This window comes from Clostridium gallinarum (assembly GCF_014836325.1).
Classification (GTDB): domain Bacteria; phylum Bacillota; class Clostridia; order Clostridiales; family Clostridiaceae; genus Clostridium; species Clostridium gallinarum.
Map to the genome: position 1 here is coordinate 41,787 of NZ_JACSQZ010000011.1, position 20,013 is coordinate 61,799.

The following is a 20,013-nucleotide window of genomic DNA, read 5'->3' on the forward strand; positions in this document are numbered from 1 at the left end:
ACAAGTAAATATTTGTTAATACTATTATAATATAAAAACCTCTTTAAAAGAAACTTTCTGTAGTAAATGGTGATGCTGGTAATCCATCTTTATTATAAAAGTTTATATCTTCAGGAGCATCTTCCCATGCATATCTTACATTTTTAGGATTTTCTACTTTTCTACTCCAAACCTCTACATAATTATCTATTATCTTAGCACTTGCCTTATAATATATATCATCTTCTCCACATATATCAAAATTATTTAAATTTCCTTTTATACTTAATAATTCACTTTTATTATTATCAAAATATATTTTTATTTTATTTTTATCCTTTTTTATTTCTTTATATATAGGCCCGCTAAAAACTATGTCTTCATTATATAATTTATTAATTGCTATTAATGATAATCTTCTTCCTACTTCCTTTTTATTAAATGGATGTAATTCATTTTTTTCTCCAATATCTACAGATACAGCCATTCCAGTATTATTAATTTTTAATCCTCTTCTCTGTGCTTCTCTAAGTCTTGCCCAACCATAATGTTTACCAACTTCTGAAGGCTCAGAATAATTAGCTAATTGTACATATAAAAATGGAAAATCACCTAAACTCCAATTTTCTCTCCATTCTTTAACTAATATTTCAAATAACTTCTCATAATCATCTGGATAACCTGTATTAGATTCTCCTTGATACCATATTACTCCAGATATACTATAATTCCTTAATGGATAAATAATTGAATTATAGAATCCAGTTGGCATGTATTCAAAATAAGTTCTGTCATAAAATCTATTTGTTTTGAATCCTATTTTATATTTCCATCCACCAGACAGTTCTATTTCTTCATTATCAAACACTATTTTATAAGGTTTATTTTTTATAAATCCACCTATACTTGTATTACTTATAACTCTTATAGTTATAATATTCTTTCCCTCTTTAAACAAATTCTTTCTTAACAAATAATTTCTTGGAGGATACCTATATTCTGTTCTTCCAACTAATTCTCCATTTATATATACCTGATCAGCATCTACAATACTTCCTAAGTATAATTTAGAACTAAATTCTATTAGATGTTTAGGAATAAAAACTTCTTTTCTAAACCAAACTGCTCCATTTACTTTATCTAATACTGTATCTCTAAACATCCCTGGAATAACAAATTCTTCCCATGAAGAATCATCTAAATCTTCTATATACCATTTATTTATTAATCCAACGTCCTTTAACTCTAAATTCTTATACCACTCATTAATTCTTTTTTCATCTGCTTTCTGTTTATCTCTAACATATTCCTTATTCTTACAATTTAAAATTAATTCGTCAAATCTATTTAAATTTTTTAAACTTTCCTCACTAATCCAGGACTCAATTGGAGTTCCCCCAACTGCTGTTGCAATTAATCCTATTGGTACCTTATATCTTTCATATAATTCTTTAGCAAAAAAATATCCAACAGCACTAAAATCTAATGCTGTTTTCTCATTTAATGCTTTCCAAAATCCACTCTCTAAATTTTCTTGCGGTCCGTCAAAATTATAATTTTTACTTGCAAAAAATTGTCTTATATTATCATTTGAATATTCTAATACTTCATCTTCATATAATTCTAATACTCTTTCTATAGGTAACTCCATATTAGATTGTCCACTACATACCCAAACATCACCAATTAATATATTTTTAATTATTAACTCATCATTTCCTGATATTTTCATATTATAAGGACCACCAGCATCTAAATGTCCTAATAAAACTGACCAATTTCCTTCATCGTCTGAATATGTTTCATAATTTTCACCTAAAAATTCTATTTCTATTTTTATATTTTCTTTTGCTTTTCCATAAATCTTAGTTTTATCTCCCCGCTGAATAACCATTCCGTCGCTCAATATACTAGATAATCTAATATCGCTCATAGCCCTTTATCCTTTCTAAATTAAATATTATTATATTCAAACCATAAAAAATCAGCATAATTATTACTTTTATTACCATTACTTGTAGCAAACATACCTATAGTACATCCAACAAATCCCCCTGCTACTTCTGTACTTAAATATCTAGCATCAAAATCCTCTTCTAATAAATAATATTTATTTCCATCTGTACTGTAATAAAAATCTAACTTTTGATTATTATTAATTATCTTAAGAGCTAGATTAGCACTATCTAAAAATACTTCATTTATAGTTTCTTCTTTACCATCAACACATGAAACAATTCTAAGAACCTTCTCTGTATTTGCTAAAGAATACTCAAATCTTAAATTATAAGTATTACTTTGAATTACTGCTAATCCTGAACTCTCATATTGATTTTTAGGATTAAATTCAATCATTGTAGATACTAAAAATTTATATTCTTCTTGTCTCACACCTACATATGCAGGATTTCCCAAACCATTTAAATTTTCTTCTTTTAGATATAACCTTAATGCGCCTTTTCTTTCATTTAATGAATATAAATTATCACTTGGATTTCTTAAGAATAAAAATCTATAATCTAATTTATCTCCGTAAAAATGATAACATTTTTCTTTTTCTTCTAACTTTAATTCTTTAGTTGAAATTTCTTGCTCTAATTGCAATATTCCTTTTCCCTTATTAATAATTGGCCAACCATCTTCCCAATCTACTTTCGCTAAAAAGGTTTCCCTTCCAGTACTACAGTATCCATTTAATTGTCTACTAGCAAGCATTATAATAAACCAATTATCATCTTTTGTTTTTACCAAATCACCATGTCCAACATATTTAATAAAATAATCTTTCCCTAAATGTCTATGTGTTATTATTGGATTTTTAGGATTATTTTCATACTCCCCATAAATACCTTTACTTCTTGCAACAGTAATACAATGATCTGGACCTGTTCCACCTTCTGCTATCATTAAATAATAATATCCATCTTTTTTATACAAATGAGGTCCCTCTGGCCAAATAACATTTTTCATGGCTCCATTCCATATATCATGACTTTCACCAATTAACTTCATATTATCTAAATCTATTTCCTGAACCCAAATATACCAATCTCCATTATATTTAACTCCATCCCTATTTGGCCTAGTTCCTATATAATATGATTTTCCATCCTCATCAAAGAATAAACTTGGATCAATTCCTTCTGCTCCTTCAATTATATATGGATCTGACCATGGACCACTAGGATCTTTAGCTGTTACTATAAAATTTCCTCCATGAGAAACATTTGTGGTTATCAAATAATATATTCCATTATTATAACGTATTGTAGGAGCATAAATACCTTGTGAGTGTCCTACATTATTTAAATTTAATTGAGAATTTCTATCCAGTACATTCCCTATTTGTTTCCAATTTACTAAATCCTTACTCTTAAAAATTGGCACCCCAGGAAAATAAGCAAAAGTAGAATTCACAATATAAAATTCATCTTCTACTACACATATTGATGGATCCGGATAAAATCCCTTTAGTATTGGATTTTTCATTAATGCACACATTTTTTACCTCTCTATTATCACCAAATTTTATAATTTCCACTCAAAGCTAGAAAAGAAAATAAATATAAACAGTTATCGTAATATCTTCTATCGCCTTTTCTTAAAGGTGTATTCCAAAACCTATCTACACATTCTTTTTTATATTTTCCTTTGCTTGCTAAGGATGCCATTGCATTTGTAGCTATAATAGCAACTGGATGCATAGCTTTTTCATTTATAATTGTTCCATCTATTTCATAAACTAAATCATCTTGTCCTTTTACTGTTTCACAAAAGAATTTTTGAATTTTATCTGCACAATCCGATTCCCACTCTGATGATTTGAACCACTCATAATCTAAACCTAAATTAGCTGCAACTCTATATGAATCACTATAATATCTTTGTCTATTATCTCTCATAAATGGCTCTCCATTATAATGAGCATATTCAGGTGCTAGCCCAGTAACAGGATGACAAGCTTTCTTCAAATAATCTCTACTATTTTTTGCTGCTTCCCTCCAAAATTCCTTATCTTCCTCATAACACCAAAGCGAAAATAATTCATAGAAATGTGGTAAATGATATGATGGATCAGTAAAATTACAACCTGGTACAAATTTTATAAGCTTATTTTTAGGTTCCCACATAGGATATCCATCATTATTTTCTCCCTTGTGAACACAAGTATATAATAAATCCTTTGCTTCTTTTGAGTAATTATATATGCCTTCCCCATCTCCCCATCTGTGAGATGCAAAAAATAATGCCATTGCAAAATATTCTTCACCATCTGGTGCTGGACCATCTGAGTACTTGACCCCTTCTGGACTTACTGACCATGCAAAATATCCTGCATTTATTCCATCTTCAAGATACATATACTTTTTAGAAAAATTCCATAATGAATCAAACTCTTTCTTCATATCTCTTTGAACACACATCATCATTCCATAGGACATACCTTCTGTTCTTGCATCATTATTTCCAGTATCTATAAAGCATGCAGTCTCTTCATCTAAAATATGATAAAACCTTTCTTTTTCATCATAAAAAACCGTATAATATATTTCATTTAATCTACTTTCTATTTCATCTAAAGAATACCCATATTCTAAAAATAAATTTGTATATTTATCTTCATTTTTTTCTTTCATCATTCTTTAACACCTCCAATAGTTAATCCAGAAACAAAGTATTTTTGTAAGAATGGATATAAACAAACAATTGGTAATGCAGTTACTATAGTTATAGCTGCTCTTATAGATGCTGGCGTAACCATACCTCCACCATTCTTTAACATTTCTATAGTTCCTGTACCTCCACCCTGCATTGTAGTTGAAGATAATAATTTCATTAATTCATATTGTAGTGTTGTAAGTTTAGGACTTGCTGAACAATATAACATTGCATCAAACCATGAATTCCATTGACCTACAGCTACGAATAAAGCAACTGTTGCTAAAACAGGTTTACATAATGGAAGTATTATTTGCATAAATATTCTAAACTCACCTGCTCCATCAATCTTTGCTGACTCTACTAAACTATCTGGTAATCCATTTATATATGTTCTTATTACTATCATATTAAAAGCACTAACTAATCCAGGTACAATATAAACTAAGAAATTATTTAATAATCCTAATTTCTTTATTAAAATATATCCTGGTATCATTCCTCCACTTACATACATAGTTAATACATATATAAATGAAAGTTGTTTCTTAAATACAAATTCTTTTCTACTTAATATATAAGCTAACATTGCTGTTAAAAACACATGAGTAACTGTTCCAATTACTGTTCTTGATACTGATATAAAAGCTGCTTGTTTTAAATTTGCATTACTTAAAACTGTTTCATAGTTTTTTAATGTAAACATTCTTGGCCATAAATAAACTCCGCCTCTTACTGCATCAATTCCATCATTAAAAGATATAGCTAAAGTGTTTAATATAGGATATAAGGTTACTATTACAAATAAAATCATAAATATTGTAAGAAATACTTCAAATATAATATCTCCCTTGCTTTTTCTTTTTAATTGTATATTTAGCATAAAAACTCCCCCTTAAAATAATCTTTCTTCTCCCATGGATTTTGCAAATCTATTAGCTAAGAAAATCAATATTATACTTATCATACTCTTAAATATACCTGCTGCTGTAGCTAATGAGTAATTTCCTAAACTTATTCCATATTTTAATACAAATATATCTATAGTTTGTGATACGTCTTGAACTAATCCATTACCTAATAAGTACTGAACTTCAAAACCAGCATTTAATATATTTCCAATATTTATTATTAATAATATAAATATTGTAGGTTTTATACCCGGTAGAGTTATATTCCACATTTTTTGAAGCCTACCTGCACCATCTATTTCTGCTGCTTCATAAAGATCTGGATTTATTGCTGTAATAGCTGATAGATAAATTATACTTCCCCAACCTACTTCCTTCCAGACATTGGCTGCACCAACTATACCCCAGAAATACTTAGTCTCTGCAAAGAAATTTATTGGTCTATCTATAATATGGGTCCACATTAATAATTGATTTACTATTCCATTTTCAGTTGATAATACTTGTGCAACTATTCCAGTTACAATTATCCATGATAAAAAGTGAGGTAAATATGATATAGTTTGTACAAATTTCTTTGAAAGTATATTTTTCACTTCATTTAGTAATAGTGCAAAACCTATAGAACATACAAAGCTTAAAGTTAAGTTAATTAAACTCATAGCTAAGGTATTTCTTATTACTTTTACAAAAGTAGGATCTGAAAATAAAAACTTGAATTGTTTTAACCCAACCCAGGTTTGATCAAATAAACCTTTTGCTGGTTTAAAGTTTTGAAATGCCATAAGCCATCCTATTAGAGGTGCATAACAAAATATAAATATATATATTAAAAATGGTATGGACATTAACACTAATGTCTTTTGCTTCTTTATTTTTTTCCATAAATCTTTAGTGGGCTTTTTTTCTATGTTAATTTTTGATCTTTTCGCTTCTAATTGCATACAAAAGTCTCCTTATCATTTATTTTTATTTAAATAAGGGGGAATCTATTAAGACTCCCCTCTTTTTTTTATTATTCTGAGAATAATTCTGCTCTTCTTTTTGCTTCTTGTGTCAATGCTTCTTCGTATGCTTTTACATTACCTTCATTTTTAAATATTGTTTGATATTCATCCCATGTAGCTTCAAATTTACTTGGTTCTGTCATAATAACTGTAGGAAGCCATTTTTTCTTTATTTCATCCATTTTTTGCATAGCTATTCCCGCTTCTGAATCAGCTGTTAAAGTGCTTGCAAAAGAATAGATTGGGAACCATGGTTGATTCTTTTCTGCTGGTTCTGGTAAAAAGTCTGTAAACTTTTCATATCCATATGCATCAAGTATTTTCTTATCAACATCATTTAAACCATCATAGAATTCTTTTGGTTGTTGTCCTGGTAAAACTGCATTTTTATTATCTTCTAATAATCCTGTATATTGTGGGAAGTAGCTATAGTTACATACATTCTTAGCTCTCCATTCTTCAATCTTATTATTATCTCTTTGTTCTTGAGTTCTAGAGAATATTCCATCTGCATCAACTTGATAATCTACGTCCTTTTCTCCCCAATATCTTAAGACCATAACTTCTTCACTTAATAAATCATTGATAAACTTTAATGCACCTTCAACATCCTTACAGCTTATTGTTATTCCAAGTCCACCACCTACATTTATAGCCGGCTTAGATCTATATTGAGATTCTACATTTGGATCTATTGTTAAACCTAGTGGTACATAAGTCCTTTCATCTAAACCTTGTTGGATTAATGAACTTTCAGCTGTTTGGAATTGCCAATGTTGATCTATCATACCTAATACTCTACCTGTAGATATTTTAGATATATATTGATCATAAGATGAAGTAAATGTTTCTGGATCTATAATTCCCTTACTATACATATCATTAAGCTTTTCATAATATTGTTTTGCTTCTGGTATAGTCTCATAAGCTGTTGCAGTTATAGTTTCTGGATCTATAACTGCTTTACCATCATTAGGGTAACCAGCTAAGAATTGTGGTGGATTTTCTAAACAGAAATATCTCCAATCATCTGATAATATTTCAAATCCTATAGTAGGTTGTCCATTTATTTCAGGATTAGCTTCTTTATACTTTTGAATTAAATCAAAATATTCATCTAAAGTTTTTATAGTTGGATAGTTTGCCCATTCTAAAACGGCTTTTTGTATCCAGAAAGCTTCATCATTATGTGTTGTAGTCATATCTTTTCTTTTTACATTTGAAAATTGAGGTATATAGTAAATATGTCCATCTTCTTTTCTAACTTTATTCCAATCTGCTTCAGACCATAAGTTTTTAATATTTGGATATTTATCAAAATAATCTTCTAACGGAATAAGAGCTTCAGCATCAACTAATGCTTGTGTTCCATCTCCACCATCTATAAAATCTGGATATTCCCCACCAGCTATCATTACTCCAATTCTTTCTTTAGCTGTTTGTCCTGTTAACCATTGCTCATTAACTTTTGCTCCAATTTTCTCTGCAATTGCAGCCTTTACCCTATTATCTTCGGTTATTTCTTTTCCTGCTACTGCAAAAAAAGCTGTAAATTCTTTTATTCCCTCACTATTTACATTAGGATTTTCATCTGTTCCTTTGCTAGAGCATCCAGCAAAAATACTTAAAGACATCATTGAAGTTAGAACTAAGCTTAATAACCTTTTTCTTTTCATTATTAAAATCCCCTCACCATTGTTTTCGTTTACATTGCACGCGCGTAATTTTTATAGATTTAAATCTATTAATTAAATATTAACACTATTACTTTTAATTACAACCTTTTAAATTATAGTTAAAAATACCAAAAAGTATAGGTCAATAAATTTTTCTATTTTTTTCGTCTTTTATTCCCGAAATTCTATAAAAATACGTATTTACTCTATCTCTCCATTCCCTAGCATTTAATAATTGCTCTCTTAATTTATCATTAATATGATTATAAATTTCTTCATTTATAAGAGCCTTTATTTCATCTAATTTATATAAAAATCTCTCTACTAAATCATAACCTTCAAAATGTGAATTATATATATGCTGAATAACTGTATTTCCATTCTTTAATTTATGATTATATTTTACATTATGGAAAAATAGTAATAATTCATCCGGGCAATTATTTATATCTTCATATATTTCTTTTAATGGCGATTTATATTGCTCTATATATCTTGTCCCACTTTTTATTGTTCTATCAATTCCTATTGAATTACAATTTGCTCTATTATAAGTTCCCCATGGAGAATATTCATATCCATCAATATCTGGTCCATAATGATGTCCTGGTGAAACCATCCAACCAATACCTAATGGTGCAGTATAATTTTCATAAGCTTTCCATGAATTTAATAAAATAAATTTAATATTATTTAAAACTATTTTATTATCACCAAAAGTAAGTTTAATCCATTCATCTACTATCTCTTCGCTAGTTATCTTACTATTCCAAATTAATCTTCCATATCCATAAAGATTTGCTTGTGCTAACAAATTTCCCGTCCAATTTAAATCAGCTCCAATATTAGAAATTCCAGCTACTCCTTTAATCCTATCTTTAACAGTTGAAGCCTCAACATTATTACAAATTTTAAAATCTAAAACTTCTTTCCACCATGGAATAAGAAAACAAACATCTTTTTGTTGACCTGTATATTCTTGAGTTATTTGTAATTCTAATATCTTGTTTGTCTTATCCATTACTCCAAACAAAGGTGAAATAGGCTCCCTTACTTGAAAATCCATAGGACCATTTTTAATTTGTAAAAATACATTTTCTAAAAATTCTCCATCAAGTGGATTAAAACAATCAAATGCTGCTTTAGCTCTATCTGTTGAATAATCTCTCCAATCTTGTTTACAATTATAAACAAAACACCTCCATATCAAAATTCCTCCATAAGGCTTTAAAGACTTACCTAACATATTTGCTCCATCTGAATGATTTCTACCATAAGTAAAAGGCCCTGGTCTTCCTTCTGAATCAGCTTTAACCATAAATCCACCTAAATTTACTATATTATCATATACAAATTTAACTCTTTCTTCCCACCATTTAATAACCTTTATATCTAGTGGATCTGCTGTATCTAGTTCTCCTAGTGTTATAGGCGCTGCAAAATTAATACTAAGATAAACCTTTATTCCCCATCTAGTCATAATATCATTTATTACTTTAACCATAGCTATTTTATTATCAATAAAATAGGTTTCTTCTTTATGAACATTAGTGTTATTTATAACTATACCGTTTATTCCTATAGATGCTAAAAGCCTCGCATAATCATTAATTCTATCTAAATCCTCTGAAATCCTATATCCATCATTAAATGCTTCTCTTATTAAATCACTACTAGCGGGTATTCCTATAACTCTCATTATCTCTTTTACTTTATCTTTATTTCTTATACTTTCAAAAAATACAGAACTTCCTGCAAATCCTCTTTCCACAGTTCCATCTATATTATCCCATTGATTTATAAGCCTTAATTCGCTTTCTGGATTTTCTATTATAGTTTTGTTACTAATCTCCTCATTTTCGGCTAATAATCTTAATAAATGAAATACTCCATATAAAATTCCATTTTCATCACCTGCTGAAATACTTATAAAGCTTTTATTTTCTTTTAAAAATTTTTGTTCAATTTTATATCCATTTTTCTTCAGTGATTTAATATTTTTAACTTCTAATTTTATATACTTATTAGCTTCTATATCACTTTCATCCTCATATAAATTTTGAGTAATTTCTTCATAATAACTTTCCTTTAATGCCTTCTCTAACTCTAATAATGTACTTTTTATAATACTATTTTTTGATTCTAATGCTATAAATATATTTTTTAAGTATTCCTTGCATCCAGATGTTGTGATTTTTTTATAATTTAGCCAAGCTAAATACATATCATTACTTTTATCTATCATTTAAATTCCTCCCTGATTAAATATTTAATAAATCAAAAATTATTACTATACACTTCTTACAATAAACATTAACATTTATGTATTATATTTACAATCAACGATTTTATATAAAAAAATACTAATAATTTTAGTTTCGTAAAATTATTAGTATTTTAAAATTAAATATATTATTAATTTAAAATTTACTGAATATCAATTAAAACTTCATTTTCATCCTTCTCAAGATTAATCGCAAGTAAAGATTTTTTAAATAATAACATTGCTATTATCATTGCTCCTGAAGAAATTAAAAATATGCTTGAAACACTAACTTTATCAAAAAGATACCCATATACCATACTACTTAATGGTGATGCTATCATACATCCTGTTGAAACAACTGTATATACTCTTCCTAAGAACTCTAATGGAACTATAGATTGCATTCCAGCATTTAAACATGTATTTGAAATCCCAATAAATAGACACATAAATAAAGTAATTATTAACATTAGTATATATAAATAAAAAGTTAAATTTTCATTAGCTATTAACGGTTTTAAAGCTACAATAGCATATCCAGCTAAAAGTACTGATGCTATCATCAAATTTATATACAAATTTTTTCCTAAAGAATATTTTTTTGAAAACCACCCTACAATGAATGTTGATATAATCATTCCTATAACACCAAAAGTATCAACTATTCCATATTGAAAATCTGATACCTTTAAAATAATTTTACAAATATATGCTGATCCTATAGAAAATGATCCAAATGCAAAATTTAATATTACAGCTAAACTTACAATATTTATAATATCTCTTTTCTTTAATATAAAACTTATCCCAGCTTTAAACTCTGAGGTAAATTTACTAAATGATAGTTTTTCTTTTGATTTTATATTTTTCGGAATCACTAGAAAAACTTCTGAAATAGCAGAAATATAAAATGAAATAGCATTTACTATAAAAACACCTTCTAATCCAAAACTTCCATAAACTAAAGCTGCAATAGCTGGTGAAATTATATTTCCAATGGCCATTAATAAAGAATTTAATGCATTTGCTTCAACTAAGTCTTCCTTTTTAGTTATAGTTGGAATTATAGTTTGAAGAGTTGGATTATCTAGAGTTGAAATTAACGAAAGTATTATAACTAAAATGTAAATATTAATTAAAGACATTTCTCCTGTAATAAAATAAATAATAGCAAATATACTTACTGCTATTCCACTTGCTAAATCTAAAAAAATCAATATATTTTTTCTATAAAACCAATCTACAATAACCCCAGAAATAGGTGATACAATCAAAGTTGGTATTAGAGATACTGCAAGAATAGATGCAAATTTTGTAGCTGATCCTGTAGTGCTTAAAACAAATAAAGATAATGCAAAACTCTGCATATAAGATCCAATTAAAGATGTAATTTTTCCAAACATTAAAAGTGAAAAGTTTTTTTCTTTTAAAAGATTAAATTTCATATTGCCCCCTTTTATACTAATCATAAATTCTATTTACTCTTACTATCATTTAAATAAAACATTGTTTTGTTTAATTCTTTAATAAATAGATAGTAATCATAATATAGTATTATTATATTATAACATTGTTACACACGTAAATAGATTTTAATAAAATTTAGCAATAAATGTTAATATATTTATTCAAATATTATTTTAAATCATTAATTTATATCAAAAAAATTAAGAGATTGTCTAAAACAACCTCTTAATCTTTAATTATTCAAAACTGCTTGGAGCAGTTTTTACCTTACATTCTTCATTATTAATTATTAACTGTGTCTTGTTTTCTTATAATTCTTAATAAAGTAAGTATGGCTCCAACTAAACAAATAGCAGCAATTCCTATAAATACAAATCTCATGGCAAATATAAATATATCTGCTCTACCTTCTATATATCCTGATACTTTATATCCTGCCTTTCCACTCATTATAGAATATAAAATACTTGTAGATAATGCTATACCTGTTGTTATTCCCAAATTTCTTATTAATCCATTTATGCTTCCTGCAATTCCAAGTTTACTTCTATCTACAGTTGACATTATTAAAGAATTATTAGGCGATTGGAACATACCACTTCCAAGGGATACTGACCCTATAAGAATTGCAACTAAAACTAATGGTGTATTTTCCTTAAAAATAGCTAGTGAAAATAATCCTAATGTCATAATACTTAAACCTAATGCTGATATTTTTTCACTTCCAATCTTATCAGATAAATACCCACTTAAAGGTGCAACTATTGCTAAAACTATCGGTGAAACAGTCATCATAAGACCTGCAAAACTCGGACTAAGCTTTAGTACATCTTGAAGATAAAAAGGTAAAATTATATTCATAGCTCCAATTGAGACAAAGGATGTAAATCCACAAAATATACTTAAAGAAAATAGCTTATTTTTAAATATATCAATATCTAACATTGGAGATTTTATCTTTTCCTCAACCTTAACAAAAATAATTAATAATATAATTGAAACAATAAATGCTCCTACTATAATAGGATTAGTAAATCCAACACTTTGTCCAAAATTTATTGAACAGAAAAGTAATATAATTGAAATAATAAATAAAATTGTTCCTTTAGAATCAAAAGGAATTTTATTCTCAACCTTTTTGAAGTTTAATGTCTTTAATACAGAAATATAAACTATAATTCCTATAGGTATATTTATTAAAAATATGTATTCCCATGGAGCAACAGATACAATTAATCCTCCTAATGTAGGACCAACCATAGTTCCAAGTGCAACTGCTGTTCCTGTCATTCCTAAAGCTCTTCCCCTCTCTGAAGGTGGAAAAGTTTCTGTAATTATTCCTTGGTTTGTAGCCATAGCTGCTGCTGCACCTATTGCTTGAATTATTCTTGATATAATTAACATTATAAGCGAATTAGATAATCCACAAAGTAAAGATCCTATTGTAAATACTGCTATTCCAAACCTAAATACTCTACTTTTCCCAATTATATCTCCAAATCTACCAAATAGTAAAATTAATGCACAAATTGTTATAAGATAACTTGTTACTATCCACTCTATTCCAGCCATACTTGTTCCAAGCTCTCTAGCCATAGTTGGTAAGGCAACATTTACTATACTACTATCTAGCGTTGTCATAAATGTCATAGGTAAAACTACCAATAATATTGCCCACTCTTTTTTCATAATTTCATCTCCTTGTAAAAATTTCGTTAATTTATATATAATACCCCTATTTTTCTCAATTGGAAATCTATAAAAAGAAAGATAAAATTAAATTTTGATTAATTTTATTAAATTATCTTTAATTTGTTCATATTTTCTTAAAATTTCTTTTTTATTTTTCTTTAGAGTATTTATATATATAATATCACTATTTTTCTATAATTTTTATTATTTGTAAAAATATCTAAAAAAATCTATACTATTTATATATTTATTATGGGGGAGATACAATGAAAATATCAATTTTATATTTTAGTAAAACTGGAAATACAAAAGAAATGGCTAATGTAATTTCAAGAGGAATTAAAAAAGTTTCTGATTTTGAAGTGGGGATATTTGATCTTGAGAATATTGATGATGATTTTTTGCTAGAAAGTAAAGCTGTAATATTTGGAACACCTACATATATGGCTAATACTTGTTGGCAACTAAAGAAATGGTTTGATGAAGGCAATAAATATAATTTAGAAGGAAAACTAGGTGCTGTATTCTCTACAGCTCACTATGCGCAAGGTGGAGGAGACATTGCTCTACTAACTCTTATTAATCATTTAATGGTTAAAGGAATGATTGTTTATTCAGGAGGATCAGCTCTTGGCAAGCCATTTATTCATTTAGGTCCTGTTGCAATAGATGAAAATTTTGAGAAGAGTAAAAAAATGTTTGAGATATTTGGAGAACGTATAGCTTTAAAAACAAAAGAAATATTTTTAAATAAGAATATTTAATTTAATCTTTAATCTAAAAAAACTCCTTACGGAGTTTTTCTTATAAAATAAGCTATAAAAATACTCATTAAAACACCTATTATACTTATTATAACCAAGCTATTACTTAAATAAATTCCTTGCATAGGCCCAATAAACACTACTACCAAAAGAACAAGAATAGAAATATAAATCTCAAATTTTAATAATAGTGTAACAAAAAAATATAATACTAAATTCAATATCCAATATCCTAAAAATAACTTTAATAACTTTTTACTTTTTAAATAACTAGATAATAAAATAATTAAAATCCAGACTACTAAATATACTATAGATACTATAATATTTTTACTTCCAATAGATACTCCACTCAAAATTTCACTAAAATTTATTAGTAAACAAAAAAATATATTTGCCATCATAACTACAACTAAAGCTATTTTCTTAATTTTCATTTCTAATTTTTCTTTATATTTCTCTTCCATAAAACCTCTCCTAGTATATCTTTACTTTATAATACCATTAATATCTTACAAATACCTTTAAGTAATTCTAACATTTTTCTAAATAAAAAAAGAGATAAACATTATATTCCTTGTTCCGTCGCATGCGCTCCAAGTCACCGTCATACAATGTTTATCTCTTTGCAAACTGAAGGAAATTTTTATGCTTTTCTTACTTCCTTAAGTTTTTCTTCAACTAATTCTATAAGTTTAAGTTTATCAGCTTCATTATTTACGACATCCATTGTGTCCATATCTATAATTAATACTTCAGAGGCATTATAATAATTTTCAACCCAAGCATCATAATCCTTCCATAAGAAATGATAATATTCCTTTAGACTTTCATCTATTTCAAATTCTCTACCTCTTAAGGCTATTCTATTTAAAACTGTCTCAAAAGATCCTTTTAGATAAACCATTATATCTGGAGCTTTCTTTGGAAGTTCTTCTAATTCTTCTAACATATTATGAAGAAGATCTTCATATGTTTTCATTTCTAATTCGTTAATTCTTCCAAGTTCCATATTTTTTTTAGCAAAATACCAATCCTCATAAATAGATCTATCTAAAACATTATTATTATGAACAAGTGCTTCTTTTATACTTTTAAATCTTGTATTTAAAAAATAAAGTTGTAATAAAAAAGGATATCTCTTCTTTTGAATTTCTTCTTCGCTTTCACTATAAAATAATGGTAATATAGGATTATCATCTACACTTTCATAAAATACATCTGATTTAAAATGCTCTCCTAATATTTCAGCAACAGAACTTTTACCAAGTCCAATCATTCCGCCAACAACTATCAACATGCTTCACCTATCCTTTAATTTTTTATCTTTATATATATTACATAATAAAAAAATCACTTTCAAGTCTTGACTTTTGCTTTCATCACTACATATTGTATTAATATTTTTCTTTGCACTATATATTGTATAATTGTTGAAATTTTTGAAATGTATTAAAATATTCAAATATATTAGAATTTATAAATTTCTAGAAAATAAAAAGTGTTAAAGTATCATACCTAGGTTTCATCTCAATCTTCAAATGACCTTTCTATGATATTTTAACACTTTAAAATGAAAAAATATGAATTACATTAAACTCAATATTTTCTTTTTAATTTCAATAAACTCTTTATTAGTGACTATATCTTCACTTCTATTCTTAGGTAAATTCACTTTAATTTCTTCTTTTATTATAGCAGGCTTTTCCGAAATAATATATATTCTATCTGAAAGCAAAATTGCTTCCTCTATATCATGAGTTATAAATAATATAGTTGATTTCATTTCTTTAGTTAATTCTAATAACCAATTTTGCATTTTTCTTCTTGTCATCGAATCTAAAGCTCCAAATGGCTCATCTAATAGAATTATATCATTAGAAGTTAAATAAGTTTTAAAAAAATTTGCTCTTTGTTTCATTCCACCTGATAACTGTGATGGATATTTATATTCAAATCCACTAAGCCCAAATTCATTTATATGTTTTTTAACCTCTTCTCTTGCTTCTTTCTTACTTTTACCTTTAAATATTAATGGAATTCCTATATTATCTATTACTTTTTTCCATGGAACCATCATATCTTTTTGATACATATAACTTAAATCGCCATTGATTTCCACCTCTCCATTATAACTACTTATAATATTCGTTAAAATATTAAAAATAGTACTTTTCCCACTACCTGAAGGTCCTAAAATCGAAACTAATTCTCCTTCATTTACTTCTATATTTATATCTTTTAATATTTCCATATCCCCAAAAGATTTGGAAATATTTTTCATAAAAATCTTACTCTGATAAGAATTCATTTGTATAAGCCTCACTTGCTTTCATTTCCTTATTAATTAGTTTGTTATCATATAAGAATTTAGTATAATTATTCCATACACTATCTTTCATGTAACCCCATACCTTAGTACCTTCCATATATTTATCTGCAAGATATTTTTGACTTTCTATCGCAAGTTCTTCACTAATTTCAGGCACATTATTTACTAATATTTTTGCACTTTCCTCTGGGTTTACTATAGAATATTCATATCCTTTTGTAGTAGCTTCCATAAATTTCTTAGCTAAATCTTTTTTGTTATTAACTGTATCTTCAGTAGTTGCAATAATCGGAGTATAATAATCTAAAGAAGAATCTAAATCTATAAGAGGTATATAATTTATTTCAAACCCTCTAAGCTTTGCCTCGATATTAGTCCACCCCTCAAAAGTCCACTCAAAATCTAAATTATTTTTAGTTGCTATAAAAAAGTCCTCTGATCCTGCATCTATAATTTTCACCTTACTAAAATCTGCTCCATTCTTCTCCATAACAGCTTTTAATATAGCTTGTTCTGATGGACTTCCCCATCCACCATAAACTTTATTCTCAAAATCTTTTACAGTTTCAATTCCTTTTTCTTTAGGTGATGCAAATCCTGATGTATTATGCTGTATAATAGCTGCTATAGCCATAACTGGTAGTGGACTATCAGATGTTCTTGCATAAGTTAAATCCTCTTGATAGCTTATTGCAAAATCACCTTTTCCTGCTGCTAAAAGCTGTAGTGATGACCCTTCAGATGGCTGTACTATTTCAACATCTAATCCTAACTCTTTATAATAACCTTTTTCCTGTGCCACATAAAATCCTGTATGATTAGTATTAGGTGTCCAATCTAAAATTAAAGTTACTTTTTGAAGTCCCTCTTCATTTTTAACTTCTTCTTTTTTACTACATCCAGCAAATAAAGTTAGTGCTGTTAATGATGCTACTACTACTGAAATTAATTTTTTCTTTAACATTATTTCACCTCTATTTTAATTATTTTCTCTTTTATTATTTTTATCTTTATTATTCCATGGAGTAAATATTCTCTCTAGTACAGAAACTAAGCCAAATATCACCATGCTTATAATTACTATTATTACTATAGCAGCAAACATTTTATCTAAAGCGTATGCACTTCTTGCTCTAGTCATATATACACCAAGCCCCTTATCTCCACCAAGCCATTCTCCAATTATAGCTCCCATAATACTATAAGTTGCCGCAATTCTCATTCCTGAAAAGAAATTTATCATTCCAAAAGGTAATTTTAAGTGAATAAATATATTTAGCTTTGAAGCTCCCATTAACTTAAAATGATTTATTAAGTCTTTATCTACTCCTTCAAGACCATCTACTATACTTATTACTATTGGAAAAAAACATACAATAACAACAACAATTATCTTTGGTAGATATCCAAATCCAAACCAAATAATAAAAAGTGGTGCTAAAGCAATAGTTGGTATAGTTTGTGATATAACTAGAACTGGATAAAGTGCTTTTTTTATTATAGGTACCATATCCATAATTATTGCTAATACTATGGATAATAAAATTGCAATTATAAATCCTATAAATCCTTCATATAGAGTAGCTAAAATATGAGGTATCATTGATTTAAAATCACTAAATAAAACTTTAATTACATCTGATGGAGCTGGCATTATATATTTTTCTATTCCACCTGCCCTAACTATTATTTCCCATAAACCTAATAAAATTAATATAAATATTATAGGTGCAAGTTTATTTCCTATATTTTTCGATTTTTTCATCCATTGTCACGCCTTCTTTTTTATAGTCTATTTTAATCATAGTTATTCCTCCTTAAAATAAAAAAATACAGGACCTCTGATTAGAGATACTGTATTATAGTTCAATTTGCATATTAATATTCAACAATAAATCTCCCTACGTTGGCATTATCCAAATCAGGTTCATGGGTCAAAATAGTATCAATTTTATCTCAGACAGTTCACTGCCCCCCCAGACAAATATTAAGTTTATACTTCCATTCTATTCCTTATAAGTATAAATGTCAAGTCAGTTAATAATTCTTATCATTTAACTATCTTTACTAAATAGTCTTTTAAAATTATTCTCTATAATATTTATTAAATCATTTAACGCTATATTTTTAAACTCAGCAACACTTTCATATACTCTTTTTATTTCACTTGGATAACCATATTCACCATTAACCCATTCTAAAGCTGTCGGCCCATCAGTTTCTAATAATAATTTATTCATTGGTATTTTCCTTAAAACTTCATTAGTTTTCTCTGAATATCCAACATCTACACTTATAGTAAAGTAACATCCTAGCTTTATATACTTCTCTAAAGTTTCTATATCCCCACTATACCAATGAATTATTGCTTTATTATAATTAAACTTTTTAAGAGCATTATATATTTCCTCTTCTGCATCCTTAGTATGAAGATTTATTATTTTATTTCTTTTGATGCTTTCTTCTAAAATAAAATTAAATATTTTCCTTTGAATATGAAATGTACTTCTATCCTCTACCCAAAGATAATCCAATCCTATTTCTCCTATAATCTCACTTTCTTCAATATAAGGAATTAACTCTTCTAAGCTTCCCTTATACTCAGCAGCTTTCCATGGATGTACTCCAAAACAAGGCTTAATAAATTTGCTCATTTTACTATACTCTTTATTTTGAATATAACTTTCAATATCCATACTATTAGCTAATGTTAATATTTTATTTTTATTTATATCCTCTATTGCTTTATCTATATTTTCTTCAAAAAAATCTAAATGAGTATGACAATCTATATACATAACCCCTCCAAATATAAACTTTTTATTTTATATTTAAAAAGATACCGTATCTAATTTTAACACGGTATCTTTTCAAATGTATCTACACCTTATGATTCATCATAATATTTTTTACTTGTTCAATACTTTCAGGCTTTATTAACTCTAACATTCTAGGAATGAAAGTCATCATATACTCTTTATTAAATGTTCCATCATCTTGCTTTCCAAAACTTTCGGATAATAATTCCTTAGCTTTTTCTTTGCTTTCTTCTTTTACATTTTGCATTATAAAATTAAAAAACATTTCTTGTCCCTTGTTCATAGTCAATCTCCTTATAGTTATTAATATTTTTGTATCATATTATATTATTAAAATATAAAAATATCAATTATAATTATTTTTAATAGTTTATACATTTTCCCACCCATTATATTTATATTTTTTTACAACTATTATTTTCTCTCAAAATTAAAATACTA

At 27.2% G+C, this 20,013-nt stretch carries 17 protein-coding genes and 1 riboswitch; of the genes, 1 reads left to right on the forward strand and 16 read right to left on the reverse strand.

Features of this window, described 5'->3' with window-relative positions; all coding sequences use genetic code 11:
- Positions 1-43 precede the first annotated feature (43 nt).
- The 9 genes from H9660_RS04755 to H9660_RS04795 form a co-directional block, all read right to left on the reverse strand.
- Positions 44-1,912, reverse strand: coding sequence for a sialate O-acetylesterase (locus H9660_RS04755; protein ID WP_191749065.1), 1,869 nt, complete (start codon positions 1,910-1,912; stop codon positions 44-46).
- A gap of 20 nt (positions 1,913-1,932) precedes the next feature.
- On the reverse strand, positions 1,933-3,480 hold the full coding sequence (locus H9660_RS04760; protein WP_207729411.1) for a glycoside hydrolase family 43 protein: 1,548 nt from the start codon (positions 3,478-3,480) through the stop codon (positions 1,933-1,935).
- Positions 3,481-3,497: 17 nt separating this feature from the next.
- Positions 3,498-4,616 (reverse strand): family 8 glycosyl hydrolase, encoded by a 1,119-nt coding sequence (locus H9660_RS04765; protein WP_191749116.1) that lies wholly within the window; start codon positions 4,614-4,616, stop codon positions 3,498-3,500.
- On the reverse strand, positions 4,616-5,521 hold the full coding sequence (locus tag H9660_RS04770) for a carbohydrate ABC transporter permease (protein ID WP_191749067.1): 906 nt from the start codon (positions 5,519-5,521) through the stop codon (positions 4,616-4,618). The genes H9660_RS04765 and H9660_RS04770 overlap by 1 nt, the downstream gene beginning before the upstream one ends.
- Before the next feature lie 12 nt (positions 5,522-5,533).
- Entirely contained in the window at positions 5,534-6,493 is a 960-nt protein-coding gene (locus H9660_RS04775; protein WP_191749069.1) for an ABC transporter permease, read from the reverse strand.
- A 71-nt stretch (positions 6,494-6,564) separates the two neighbouring features.
- The gene (locus H9660_RS04780) at positions 6,565-8,232 is read right to left on the reverse strand and encodes a type 2 periplasmic-binding domain-containing protein (RefSeq protein ID WP_207729412.1); all 1,668 of its coding nucleotides are present in this window, start codon (positions 8,230-8,232) and stop codon (positions 6,565-6,567) included.
- A 142-nt stretch (positions 8,233-8,374) separates the two neighbouring features.
- On the reverse strand, positions 8,375-10,477 hold the full coding sequence (locus tag H9660_RS04785; RefSeq protein WP_191749071.1) for an alpha-glucuronidase family glycosyl hydrolase: 2,103 nt from the start codon (positions 10,475-10,477) through the stop codon (positions 8,375-8,377).
- Positions 10,478-10,659: 182 nt separating this feature from the next.
- Positions 10,660-11,943 (reverse strand): MFS transporter, encoded by a 1,284-nt coding sequence (locus tag H9660_RS04790; protein ID WP_191749073.1) that lies wholly within the window; start codon positions 11,941-11,943, stop codon positions 10,660-10,662.
- A 304-nt stretch (positions 11,944-12,247) separates the two neighbouring features.
- Positions 12,248-13,654: an MFS transporter gene (locus H9660_RS04795; protein WP_191749075.1), complete on the reverse strand. Its 1,407-nt coding sequence runs from the start codon at positions 13,652-13,654 to the stop codon at positions 12,248-12,250.
- 269 nt (positions 13,655-13,923) lie between these two features.
- Between H9660_RS04795 and H9660_RS04800 the strand changes: the two genes are divergently transcribed.
- Positions 13,924-14,421, forward strand: a complete 498-nt coding sequence (locus H9660_RS04800; RefSeq protein WP_191749077.1) for a flavodoxin family protein — start codon at positions 13,924-13,926, stop codon at positions 14,419-14,421.
- A gap of 26 nt (positions 14,422-14,447) precedes the next feature.
- On the opposite strand, the gene H9660_RS04805 is transcribed toward H9660_RS04800, so the two are convergent.
- The 7 genes from H9660_RS04805 to H9660_RS04835 all read right to left on the reverse strand — a co-directional run bounded on the left by H9660_RS04805 (position 14,448) and on the right by H9660_RS04835 (position 19,855).
- Complete coding sequence (locus tag H9660_RS04805) at positions 14,448-14,888, reverse strand: hypothetical protein (protein WP_191749079.1); 441 nt, start codon at positions 14,886-14,888, stop codon at positions 14,448-14,450.
- Positions 14,889-15,067: 179 nt separating this feature from the next.
- Positions 15,068-15,721 carry a deoxynucleoside kinase gene (locus H9660_RS04810; protein WP_191749081.1) on the reverse strand — a complete coding sequence of 218 codons (654 nt, stop codon included), beginning with the start codon at positions 15,719-15,721 and terminating at the stop codon, positions 15,068-15,070.
- A gap of 288 nt (positions 15,722-16,009) precedes the next feature.
- Positions 16,010-16,732 (reverse strand): ABC transporter ATP-binding protein, encoded by a 723-nt coding sequence (locus H9660_RS04815; RefSeq protein WP_191749083.1) that lies wholly within the window; start codon positions 16,730-16,732, stop codon positions 16,010-16,012.
- Positions 16,713-17,717: an ABC transporter substrate-binding protein gene (locus tag H9660_RS04820; protein WP_191749085.1), complete on the reverse strand. Its 1,005-nt coding sequence runs from the start codon at positions 17,715-17,717 to the stop codon at positions 16,713-16,715. The genes H9660_RS04815 and H9660_RS04820 overlap by 20 nt, the downstream gene beginning before the upstream one ends.
- A gap of 15 nt (positions 17,718-17,732) precedes the next feature.
- Positions 17,733-18,518 (reverse strand): ABC transporter permease, encoded by a 786-nt coding sequence (locus H9660_RS04825; protein ID WP_191749086.1) that lies wholly within the window; start codon positions 18,516-18,518, stop codon positions 17,733-17,735.
- A 116-nt stretch (positions 18,519-18,634) separates the two neighbouring features.
- Positions 18,635-18,742: riboswitch (TPP riboswitch) on the reverse strand.
- Between the two features lie 65 nt (positions 18,743-18,807).
- A complete protein-coding gene (locus tag H9660_RS04830) occupies positions 18,808-19,551 on the reverse strand; it encodes a TatD family hydrolase (RefSeq protein WP_191749087.1) in 744 nt (247 codons plus the stop codon).
- 82 nt (positions 19,552-19,633) lie between these two features.
- Positions 19,634-19,855 carry a hypothetical protein gene (locus H9660_RS04835; protein WP_191749088.1) on the reverse strand — a complete coding sequence of 74 codons (222 nt, stop codon included), beginning with the start codon at positions 19,853-19,855 and terminating at the stop codon, positions 19,634-19,636.
- Between the last annotated feature and the right edge of the window lie 158 nt (positions 19,856-20,013).

What these genes read in the sequence shown, in the direction of transcription:
- H9660_RS04755 (WP_191749065.1), bottom strand. Translation starts at nt 1,912, where the DNA reads ATGAGCGATATTAGATTATCTAGTATATTGAGCGACGGAATGGTTATT.
- H9660_RS04760 (WP_207729411.1), bottom strand. Translation starts at nt 3,480, where the DNA reads ATGTGTGCATTAATGAAAAATCCAATACTAAAGGGATTTTATCCGGAT.
- H9660_RS04765 (WP_191749116.1), bottom strand. Translation starts at nt 4,616, where the DNA reads ATGAAAGAAAAAAATGAAGATAAATATACAAATTTATTTTTAGAATAT.
- H9660_RS04770 (WP_191749067.1), bottom strand. Translation starts at nt 5,521, where the DNA reads ATGCTAAATATACAATTAAAAAGAAAAAGCAAGGGAGATATTATATTT.
- H9660_RS04775 (WP_191749069.1), bottom strand. Translation starts at nt 6,493, where the DNA reads ATGCAATTAGAAGCGAAAAGATCAAAAATTAACATAGAAAAAAAGCCC.
- H9660_RS04780 (WP_207729412.1), bottom strand. Translation starts at nt 8,232, where the DNA reads ATGAAAAGAAAAAGGTTATTAAGCTTAGTTCTAACTTCAATGATGTCT.
- H9660_RS04785 (WP_191749071.1), bottom strand. Translation starts at nt 10,477, where the DNA reads ATGATAGATAAAAGTAATGATATGTATTTAGCTTGGCTAAATTATAAA.
- H9660_RS04790 (WP_191749073.1), bottom strand. Translation starts at nt 11,943, where the DNA reads ATGAAATTTAATCTTTTAAAAGAAAAAAACTTTTCACTTTTAATGTTT.
- H9660_RS04795 (WP_191749075.1), bottom strand. Translation starts at nt 13,654, where the DNA reads ATGAAAAAAGAGTGGGCAATATTATTGGTAGTTTTACCTATGACATTT.
- H9660_RS04800 (WP_191749077.1), top strand. Translation starts at nt 13,924, where the DNA reads ATGAAAATATCAATTTTATATTTTAGTAAAACTGGAAATACAAAAGAA.
- H9660_RS04805 (WP_191749079.1), bottom strand. Translation starts at nt 14,888, where the DNA reads ATGGAAGAGAAATATAAAGAAAAATTAGAAATGAAAATTAAGAAAATA.
- H9660_RS04810 (WP_191749081.1), bottom strand. Translation starts at nt 15,721, where the DNA reads ATGTTGATAGTTGTTGGCGGAATGATTGGACTTGGTAAAAGTTCTGTT.
- H9660_RS04815 (WP_191749083.1), bottom strand. Translation starts at nt 16,732, where the DNA reads ATGAATTCTTATCAGAGTAAGATTTTTATGAAAAATATTTCCAAATCT.
- H9660_RS04820 (WP_191749085.1), bottom strand. Translation starts at nt 17,717, where the DNA reads ATGTTAAAGAAAAAATTAATTTCAGTAGTAGTAGCATCATTAACAGCA.
- H9660_RS04825 (WP_191749086.1), bottom strand. Translation starts at nt 18,518, where the DNA reads ATGAAAAAATCGAAAAATATAGGAAATAAACTTGCACCTATAATATTT.
- H9660_RS04830 (WP_191749087.1), bottom strand. Translation starts at nt 19,551, where the DNA reads ATGTATATAGATTGTCATACTCATTTAGATTTTTTTGAAGAAAATATA.
- H9660_RS04835 (WP_191749088.1), bottom strand. Translation starts at nt 19,855, where the DNA reads ATGAACAAGGGACAAGAAATGTTTTTTAATTTTATAATGCAAAATGTA.